The organism is Novosphingobium capsulatum NBRC 12533, assembly GCF_001598375.1.
GTDB lineage: Bacteria > Pseudomonadota > Alphaproteobacteria > Sphingomonadales > Sphingomonadaceae > Novosphingobium > Novosphingobium capsulatum.
The window spans coordinates 19,539-27,726 of the sequence record NZ_BCYV01000035.1 but is presented as its reverse complement, the minus strand read 5'-3'; the positions used below and the strand labels follow the sequence as shown (position 1 = coordinate 27,726).

Below are 8,188 nucleotides of genomic sequence, written 5' to 3'. Positions count from 1 at the left end.
TTTCTGGCGTCTGGCGTACACCCTCTGCTGCGTCACCAGCCCAAGACACGATTGCCGACCACTCCATGATATCGTATACGATCTGCCAGCTAAGCAGGATCAGGACGACGATAGATGGCAATCGGTTGGAAGGGCGTGTTCCCGGCAGTCACCACGCAGGTTCGCGAAGACCTGTCGATCGATTTGGCCGACACCCAGCGCGTGGTGGACGACCTGATCAGCGACGGGGTCACCGGCGTGATCGCGCTGGGCACCGTGGGGGAAAACAACTCTCTCGAATTCGACGAGAAGGTCCAGGTTCTTTCCGCCATCGTGGAAGTGGTCGATGGCCGCGTGCCGGTGATCACCGGCTGTTCGGAATACGACACCCGCCGCGCCGTGCGCTATGCGCGGGCTGCGCAGAAGGCTGGGGCGGATGGCGTGATGCTGCTGCCGCCGATGGTCTATGTGCCCAAGCCGCACGAACTGGTCGCCCATTTCCGGGGCGTTGCGCAAAGCATGGACCTGCCGATCATGCTCTACAACAACCCCCCGGCCTATCGCACCGTGATCGACAAGGATGTGCTGGCGGCCCTGGTCGAGGTGGACAACATCGTGGCGGTGAAGGAATCGGCGCCCGATACCCGTCGCTTCACCGATTTTCGCAATGCCTTCGGCGATCGCTACGTGCTGTTTGCTGGCTTGGACGACGTGGCGCTGGAAGGCCTGTTCCTGGGCGCGCAGGGCTGGGTATCTGGCCTGACCAATGCCTTTCCCAAGGAATCGGTGGAACTGGTCAATGCCATGCAGCGTGGCGACCATGCCAAGGCCTTGGAAATCTATCGCTGGTTCATGCCTTTGCTGCATCTCGATGCCGAACATGACCTGGTCCAGTCGATCAAGCTGGCCGAGCAGGTGATGGGCCGTGGTTCGGAACGGGTGCTGCCGCCGCGCTATGTGCTGGAGGGTGCACGCCGCGCCGAAGTGATTGCCATGGTCGAAAAGGCCGCCGCCACCCGGCCCGATCTGACCCCAACGCGCGCCGAACCCGTGCTGGCCTGAGCGGGCGGCGATGCGCCACACGTACTTTTGCATCGATGGGCACACGGCCGGCAATCCCGTGCGCCTGGTGGCAGGCGGGGCGCCGCTCCTCAAGGGCGCGTCCATGTCGGAACGGCGGCAGGATTTCCTCGCCCGGTTCGACTGGATCCGTACCGGCCTGTGCTTTGAACCCCGCGGGCATGACATGATGTCGGGCGGGTTTCTCTATCCGCCGGTCGATCCGGCCAACGATATCGGTATCCTGTTCATCGAAACCAGCGGATGCCTGCCGATGTGCGGCCATGGCACGATCGGCATCATCACGTTCGGCCTGGAACACGGCCTGATCCAGCCGGCAGTGCCCGGCCGCCTCAAGGTGGAAGTGCCGGCGGGCACGATCGAGATCGCCTACCAGACACAAGGCGCCAAGGTCACGTCGGTGCGGATCACCAATGTGCCATCCTATGTGGCGGCGCGGGGCATAGCCGTGGAGGTGGAGGGCATCGGCGCGCTATCGGTCGATGTGGCCTATGGCGGCAACTATTATGCCATTGTCGAGCCGCAGGGCGCCTATACCGGCCTGGACGACCTGGGCGCGGCGCGGATCGTGGCGCTGTCGCAACGCGTGCGCGAGGCCGTGCGCGCGCAGTTCGAGCCGGTGCATCCGCTCGATTCCACCATTCGCGGCGTCAGCCACGTGTTGTGGACCGACCAGCCCAAGCATGACGGCGCCGATGGGCGCAATGCCGTGTTCTATGGCGACAAGGCCATCGACCGCAGCCCTTGCGGCACCGGCACCTCTGCCCGCCTGGCGCATCTGGCAGCGCAGGGCAAGCTGGGCGTGGGCGATACCTTCGTGCACGAAAGCTATATCTGTTCGCGCTTTATCGGGCGGGTGGAGCAGGCAGTGACATTGGGCGACCAGCCCGCGATCATCCCCTCGATCGAGGGATCGGCCGTGGCGACGGGCTTCAATACGATCTGGATTGACCGCGATGATCCGTTCTGGGCTGGTTTCCAGGTTACCTGAGTGAATGTGCCTGGCGCGGGATGCGCGCAAGGGGGAGTGGCGTCGTCGTGGCAGCGATCGGAATTGTCGGTGGCGGCGTGGTCGGCCTCTGTGCGGGGATCGCGCTGGTCGAGGCCGGGCACAGCGTCACCATCATCGATAACGATCGCCTGGGCCAAGCCGCATCGTGGGGCAACGCCGGGCATATCGCGACCGAACAGGTCGAGCCACTTGCGTCGCCTGTCACCATCCGCGCCTTGCCCGGCCGGCTGTTTTCCCGGGGCGGGCCGCTGGCCTTTCCGCCGGGCGCCATCGGGCGATGGCTGCCGTTCGGCCTGCGGCTGATGGCAGCGGCGCGCTCGGCGCGCTTTCATGCCGGCTGCGCGGCCATGGCGCCGCTGATGGCGCAGGCCCTGCCGGCCTGGCGTGACCTGGTGGCGCGCCTTGGCGCCCCGGACCTGCTGCGCGAAGAAGGGCATCTTGTCGCCTGGCATGATGCCCACGCTGCCGCAGCGGGCCGTGCCGCATGGCAGGCGGCGCAGACCGGCACGGCAAGGGTGGCGCGAGCCACCTATGAGGATATCGCGCGCCTTTCCGCCCTGTGTGGGCAGCCGGTGGCGGGCGCTGTGCGCTTTGCTGGTACGGCGCAGATTGCCGATCTCGATGCGCTGCGCCAGGCGTTGCGGCATGCCTTTGTGGCGCGTGGCGGGCGCCTGCATGCCGAGCGCGCGCATGTGGCGATCGCGCATGGTCGGGCAGACATACCGGGGCTGGGGGCTGACACCGTGCTGGTTTGCGCTGGCGTGCGTGCTGCGCCCATCTTGCGGCGCCTGGGCCACGCGGTGCCGATGATTGCCGAGCGCGGCTATCACATCCGCGCCGACGCGCGCGCTTGGCCGGCCGATCTGCCGCCGGTGGTGTTCGAACAGCGCGCGATGATCGTCACGCGGTATCGCGATAGCGTTCAGGCAGCGAGCTTTGTCGAACTGGGCGACCCCGATGCCCCGGCCGATCCGCGCAAGTGGGAAAGGCTGGAACGTCATGTGGCGGAACTCGGGCTGCCGATGGCCGGGCCGTTCCGGCGCTGGATGGGCTGCCGGCCGACGCTGCCCGATTATCTGCCGGCGATCGGCCGATCAGCGCGCGCGGCCAATCTGTTTTATGCCTTTGGCCACCAGCACCTGGGGCTGACGCTGGCGCCGGCCACCGCGCACCTGATCACGGCGCTGATCGACGAAACGGCGCCAGCTGTGTCGCTGGCGCCGTTCGATCTTTCCCGTTTTGGCTGAGGATCAGGCGCGCCTGTTTCAGCTCAACGTGCCGATGGGCAGGGTGCGCACGCGCTGACCGCGCAGGCGCGACACGGCATTGGCCACGGCCGGTGGCACAGCGGGCAGGCCGGGCTCGCCGATGCCGCCCATCTTCTCCCCGCTTTCGACAATGCGCACGTGCACGCGCGGCATGCGATCGGGGGTGAGGATCGGATAGCCATCGAAATTGCGCGCCACGCGTTCGCCGTTCTTGTAGGCGGCTTCCTCGATCAGGGCCTGCGACAGACCGAGCGCCACGGCGGAATTGACCTGCGCGGTGATGATGGCGGGGTTGACGATGCTGCCCGGATCGATCGCCTGCCACACATCGTGCACCTTGACCTGGCCATCGGCGATCGAGACTTCGGCAATGGCCGCAGTCTGCGTGCCGAAGGGCGAGGCCATGGCCATGCCGCGTGCGCGCGTGGTGCCATCGGGCGCGGTGAACGGGCCGCGCTTCCAGCCGCCGGACAGATCCACCACGGCCTTGAGCAGCGTGGTCAAGCGGGCGTTGCCCGCGAGCAGGTGCAAGCGCACGGCATAGGGATCCTGCCCGCCCTTGTCGGTCAGTTCATCGAGGAAAGCTTCATAGAAGAAGTCGTTCATCGAATTGCCGACCGACCGCCAATAGGCCACCGTGGTGGGGCTTTTGACGAAGATCTGGGCAATGCGCTTGTTGGGCAGGGCATAGCTCTTGCCCGCCAGCCCTTCGAGCGCGGTGGGATCGATTTCTCCGCTGCGCTTGTCGGCAATGCCCTCCCTCGGGCCTTCGGTGGCGCTCACCGCCTCGATCGCCAGGGGCATGCCGCTGGCATCGACCACGCCGCGAAACCGCACGGCGGCCATCGGGCGCAGCGGGTCGCGCAGGAATTCCTCTTCGCGCGTCCAGATCAGCTTGACCGGGGCGTTGACGCGCTTGGCCAGTTCGATCGCCTGGGGATAGGGATTGCCCTTGGGATAGAGGAAGTGGCGGCCAAAGAACCCGCCAAGCAGGGGCGAGTGGATGCGGATCTTTTCCGGCGGCAGTCCGGATGCCTTGGCCACTTCGGCCAGGAACATGTCGGGCGCCTGGTTGGGGAACCACATGTCGAGCGTGCCATCGGCGTTGAACCGCGCCAGGGCCGAGGGCGGCTCAAGCTGGGCATGGTTCAGGTATTGGCTGTGATAGGTGGCGCTGAGCGTGCCCTTGGCGCCGGCATCGGCAAAGGCCTTGGCAACGTCGCCGGTGCTTTCGGCCACTTCTTCGGTGCCCTGCACCGTGGCGAGATGGGCGGCGTGGTCTGCCGTGGAGAAGGTGGCCGGCATTGGGCGATAGCTGGCCCCGGTGGGCTCAACCCAATCGACCTGGGCGGCTTCCACCGCGCGGCGCGCGTGCCAGAAACGCGGCGCGACAACGGCGACCGCGCCATCGAGGACATGCACTGAATGCACGCCCTTCATCGCCTTGATGGCTGCCTCGTTGCGGATCTTGCCAACGGCGAGGCCCAGGCGCGGTGCATGCTGCACGGCGGCGTGGAGCATGCCGTCGACCTTGCTGTCGATGGCGAACTGCGCCTGGCCGGTCGATTTGGCGCGCACGTCGAGCCGGGCCTGCGGCTTGCCGATCCAGCGGAAATCCTTGGGATCCTTGAGGGTGGGTGGCGTGGTGGGCGCCGGCAGGTCTAGCGCGTGGGGTGCCAGTTCGGCATAGCTCAGGCTGCGGCCAGAGGCCTGGTGCACGACGCGGCCGGGCTGGGTGCTGAGCGCGCTGGCCGGCACCGACAGGCGTTGCGCGGCGGCCTGGATCAACATGGCGCGGGCCGATGCGCCCAGGCGGCGCATGGTGTCATAGCTGGAGCGCACCGACATCGATCCGCCGGTGATCCGCATCTTGCCATTGATGACCTGGTAATCCGGCCCGGTGGGCGCGTTTTCCACCACGAAGGTGGCGGGATCGGCATCGAGTTCTTCGCCCACGATCTGGGCCATGGCGGTCCACACCCCCTGGCCGCCTTCGGCGAAGGGGCTTTGCAGGCGGATCGTGCCATCGGGGTTAATCGCCAGGAATGCCGGCACGCGGGTGCCGGGCACCACCGCCGGGGCAGCGCCGGCTGCCTGCGCGCGGGCTGCGCCCACCGGCAGGCCAAAGCCGAGCACCAGGGCGCCGGCGCTGGCCGCGCCCAGGAAGCCACGGCGCGATACGTTTACCGGCTCGCCGGTGGGCAGCACCCTGGCCAGCGCGGGATCAAGCGGGGTCCATTCGGTCATGCGCCGTGCTCCTGCGCGGGAGCAAGACCGGCCACATCGCGCACCGCTGCCTTGATCGCGTTATAGGTGCCGCAGCGGCACAGGTTGGTCATTGCCGCCTCGACATCGGCATCGCTGGGCTTGGCCTTCTGCTTGAGCAGCGAGGTGGCCGCCATGACCTGGCCCGATTGGCAATAGCCGCACTGCGGCACCTGGTGCTTGACCCAGGCTTCCACCACGCGGGCGCCCACCGGATCGGCCTCTACCGCCTCGATCGTGGTGATCTGCGCGCTGGCGACCGATTCCACCGGCGTCACGCAGCTGCGCGTCACGGTGCCGTCGATCATGACCGAGCAGGCGCCGCATTGGGCAATGCCGCAGCCGTATTTCGTCCCGGTCATGCCCAGGTCGTCGCGCAGCACCCACAGCAGGGGGGTATCGCCATCAGCGTCGATCTGACGCTTCTGGCCGTTGACGGTCAATTCGATCATGAAAGGCAGCCCATTCTTCGCAAAGCACGTATGCTTGGGTTTCATATCGCAATCTAATCGCCGTGGCACGATGAATATCGGGCAGGGCGCCATATTTTCCGGGCTTGAACTCGGCTTGGCGGGCGCACACCTAAGACACCTATTGCATTGTCTTGCCAAACAGAGGGAGCCGAGCCCACCGATGACCGCCGACGTTCTGGACGATACCGCCGCCAGCCCGCAGACCCACGCCTTCGAGGCGGATGTGGCCAAGCTGCTGCACATGATGGTCCACTCCGTCTATTCGGACAAGGATGTCTTCCTGCGCGAGCTGATTTCGAACGCGGCCGATGCCTGCGAGAAGCTGCGCTATGAAGCGATTGCCCAGCCCGATCTCTTGGGTGACGATCCGGCCCCGCGCATCACCATCACTGTCGATGCCGATGCGCGCCGCCTGACGATCGAGGACAACGGCATCGGCATGACCGCAGCCGACATGGCCGAAACGCTTGGCACGATCGCGCGCTCGGGCACCAAGGCGTTCATGGACCGCATCGCGGCGGCGCAGGGCGGGGAAGACACCCAGCTGATCGGCCAGTTCGGCGTGGGCTTCTATTCCGCGTTCATGGTCGCGGCCAAGGTCGACGTGATCTCGCGCCGGGCCGGGCAGGATGGCGCCGCGATGTGGTCTTCCGATGGCCTGGGCACCTATACTATCGGCGCGGTTGCGGCGCAGGATGCACCGGCGCGCGGCACGTGCATCGTGCTGCACCTGCTGGATGACGCGGCCGACTATGCGCAAGCGCCGCGTATCGAGCAGATGGTGCGCGCGCAATCGGGCCACGTGCCCGTGCCGATCACGGTCAAGGACAAGCCCGATGCCGAAGGCACCCAGGTGGCCGATGGCACCGCGCTGTGGACCAAGCCGAAGAGCGCCATCACGCCCGAGGAATACAAGGATTTCTACCGCAGCGTGGCCGGGCAGTGGGACGACCCGGCGCTGACCCTGCATTACCGCGCCGAGGGGCGGCACGAATATTCCGTGCTCGCCTTCGTGCCCGAAACGCGCCCGTTCGACCTGTTCGATCCCGATCGCAAGGGGCGGATGAAGCTCTATGTCCGCCGCGTGTTCATCACCGACGAGGCGGAGTTGCTGCCACGCTACCTGCGCTTCGTGCGCGGCCTGGTCGACTCTGCCGATCTGCCGCTCAACATGTCGCGCGAGATGATCCAGGACAGCCCGATCCTTGCCGCGATCCAGAAGGGCCTGACCGGCAAGGTGCTGGGCGAACTGGAAAAGACCGCCAAGGACGATCCGGCGGCCTATGCCAAGCTGTGGGACACGTTTGGCGCGGTGCTCAAGGAAGGGCTCTACGAGGATTTCGAGCGGCGCGAGGCCCTGCTGCGCCTGGCGCGGTTCAAGACCACGGCGTCGGGCGGGGAATGGCGTTCGCTGCAGGACTATGTCGCGGCGATGAAGGAAAACCAGACCGCGATCTATTACGCCACCGGCAGCGATCTGGATCGCATCGCCAGTTCGCCGCAGCTGGAAGGATTCCGCGCGCGCGGCGTGGAAGTTCTGCTGCTGCCCGACCAGGTGGACAGCTTCTGGGTGCGCGGCGCGATCGATCTGGATGGCAAGCCGTTCAAGTCGGTCACGCAAGGGGCAGCCGATCTCAGCCTCATCCCCTTGCCCGAAGGCGCCGACGCGCCCCAGGCCGAGCCGAGCGATGCGGTGGGTGCGTTCCTGGCGTTCGTCAAGGATACGCTGGGCGATGCGGTTTCCGAGGTGCGCGCGTCTGACCGGTTGACCGACAGCGCGGTGTGCCTGGTGGCCAGCGAAAGTGGCCTCGATCGCCAGCTGGAAAAGCTGCTGGCCAACGCTGGGCAACTTCCGGCCGGCGCGGCGCCGGTGCTGGAGGTGAACCCGGCGCACGTGCAGATCGCGGCGCTCGCTGCTCTGCCGGAAGGCGATGAGCTGCGCGCCGACGCTGCCGAACTGCTGCTGGACGAAGCGCGTATCGTCGATGGCGAGCCGCCGCGCGACCCGCGCGCCTTTGCGTCGCGCCTGGCCCGGCTGATCGCCCGCGCCACCATGGCCTGATCGGACCGGGCTCGAATGCGGGCAGCCCGCGCGTCCGTTTGCGGTTGCA

Annotated in this window: 6 protein-coding genes; 4 read left to right on the top strand and 2 right to left on the bottom strand. The window is 66.9% G+C overall.

Translation table 11 applies throughout. From position 1 onward, the window contains the following. Positions 1-114 precede the first annotated feature (114 nt). The 3 genes from SCA01S_RS20695 to SCA01S_RS20685 are packed head-to-tail and all read left to right on the top strand — an operon-like array spanning position 115 to position 3,318. Positions 115-1,041 carry a dihydrodipicolinate synthase family protein gene (locus tag SCA01S_RS20695; RefSeq protein ID WP_062788661.1) on the top strand — a complete coding sequence of 309 codons (927 nt, stop codon included), beginning with the start codon at positions 115-117 and terminating at the stop codon, positions 1,039-1,041. A 10-nt stretch (positions 1,042-1,051) separates the two neighbouring features. Then, positions 1,052-2,050, top strand: a complete 999-nt coding sequence (locus SCA01S_RS20690; protein ID WP_062788659.1) for a 4-hydroxyproline epimerase — start codon at positions 1,052-1,054, stop codon at positions 2,048-2,050. 47 nt (positions 2,051-2,097) lie between these two features. Then, positions 2,098-3,318, top strand: coding sequence for an NAD(P)/FAD-dependent oxidoreductase (locus SCA01S_RS20685; RefSeq protein ID WP_245652849.1), 1,221 nt, complete (start codon positions 2,098-2,100; stop codon positions 3,316-3,318). Between the two features lie 18 nt (positions 3,319-3,336). Here SCA01S_RS20685 and SCA01S_RS20680 read toward each other — a convergent pair whose 3' ends face one another. Next, complete coding sequence (locus SCA01S_RS20680; protein ID WP_062788655.1) at positions 3,337-5,586, bottom strand: xanthine dehydrogenase family protein molybdopterin-binding subunit; 2,250 nt, start codon at positions 5,584-5,586, stop codon at positions 3,337-3,339. Further along, on the bottom strand, positions 5,583-6,056 hold the full coding sequence (locus SCA01S_RS20675; protein ID WP_167542934.1) for a (2Fe-2S)-binding protein: 474 nt from the start codon (positions 6,054-6,056) through the stop codon (positions 5,583-5,585). The genes SCA01S_RS20680 and SCA01S_RS20675 overlap by 4 nt, the downstream gene beginning before the upstream one ends. A 181-nt stretch (positions 6,057-6,237) precedes the next feature. Between SCA01S_RS20675 and htpG the strand changes: the two genes are divergently transcribed. Next, entirely contained in the window at positions 6,238-8,139 is a 1,902-nt protein-coding gene (htpG, locus tag SCA01S_RS20670) for a molecular chaperone HtpG (RefSeq protein WP_062788654.1), read from the top strand. Positions 8,140-8,188 lie beyond the last annotated feature (49 nt).

What these genes read in the sequence shown, in the direction of transcription:
- SCA01S_RS20695 (WP_062788661.1), top strand. Translation starts at nt 115, where the DNA reads ATGGCAATCGGTTGGAAGGGCGTGTTCCCGGCAGTCACCACGCAGGTT.
- SCA01S_RS20690 (WP_062788659.1), top strand. Translation starts at nt 1,052, where the DNA reads ATGCGCCACACGTACTTTTGCATCGATGGGCACACGGCCGGCAATCCC.
- SCA01S_RS20680 (WP_062788655.1), bottom strand. Translation starts at nt 5,586, where the DNA reads ATGACCGAATGGACCCCGCTTGATCCCGCGCTGGCCAGGGTGCTGCCC.
- SCA01S_RS20675 (WP_167542934.1), bottom strand. Translation starts at nt 6,056, where the DNA reads ATGATCGAATTGACCGTCAACGGCCAGAAGCGTCAGATCGACGCTGAT.
- htpG (WP_062788654.1), top strand. Translation starts at nt 6,238, where the DNA reads ATGACCGCCGACGTTCTGGACGATACCGCCGCCAGCCCGCAGACCCAC.